The organism is Protofrankia sp. CiP3 (assembly GCF_917627345.1).
Lineage (GTDB): Bacteria > Actinomycetota > Actinomycetes > Frankiales > Frankiaceae > Protofrankia.
Genome location: NZ_CAKJTM010000241.1, coordinates 1 through 548 on the forward strand (window position 1 = coordinate 1; position 548 = coordinate 548).

Sequence of the window (548 nt, forward strand, 5' to 3'; positions counted from 1 at the left end):
GAGGCGCTGCACTAGCGCGAATCGCACAGGCGTTGCTGGCTCTGCTCGACGAGGTTCAGGCGTTCGGTCGCGGATCGCCGTTCGTAGTCCAGCGCCGTCCGCATGCCCGCGACATCAGCCTCGGCCAGCGCTGCCCGCTCCCGCGCGGCCTGTTCCGACTGGCGTAGCAGTTCACGCTCGCGGGTGGCGGCGTCACGCTCGGAGGCCAGGGCCGCGAGGCGGATGTCGCCAGCGCGGCGGCCCGCCGCGAAACCGCCCGCGCCGCCCGGCAGCAGGCCGAGAAGGAGAAGCAGGGTGGTCGCGACGTCCATGGCCGATAGGCAATCACAGGCCGCCGACACTTTTCGCCGCGGCCGCGGCGCCGCTACTGGGCGATGCCGCCAGCGTCGGTGCTGGAGACCAGCGGATGGATCCGGAACTCGCCGCAGAAGCTGAGCGGCCTGGTCAGCCACAGGCTGCGTGTCTCGTCCGGTGGCGTCACCGCGAGGCCGGCGTACTGCGGGCAACGGTCCTGTGGCCCCGTTGGGACGACGGTCCATTCCAGGCCC

1 protein-coding gene and 1 pseudogene are annotated in these 548 nt (G+C 72.1%); both read right to left on the reverse strand.

Features of this window, described 5'->3' with window-relative positions:
- Window positions 1-11: 11 nt before the first annotated feature.
- Complete coding sequence (locus tag MJ797_RS26875) at window positions 12-311, reverse strand: hypothetical protein (protein WP_239342563.1); 300 nt, start codon at window positions 309-311, stop codon at window positions 12-14.
- A 53-nt stretch (window positions 312-364) separates the two neighbouring features.
- Window positions 365-548 (reverse strand): annotated as a pseudogene (locus MJ797_RS26880) (hypothetical protein); the annotation flags it as partial.

What these genes read in the sequence shown, in the direction of transcription:
- MJ797_RS26875 (WP_239342563.1), bottom strand. Translation starts at nt 311, where the DNA reads ATGGACGTCGCGACCACCCTGCTTCTCCTTCTCGGCCTGCTGCCGGGC.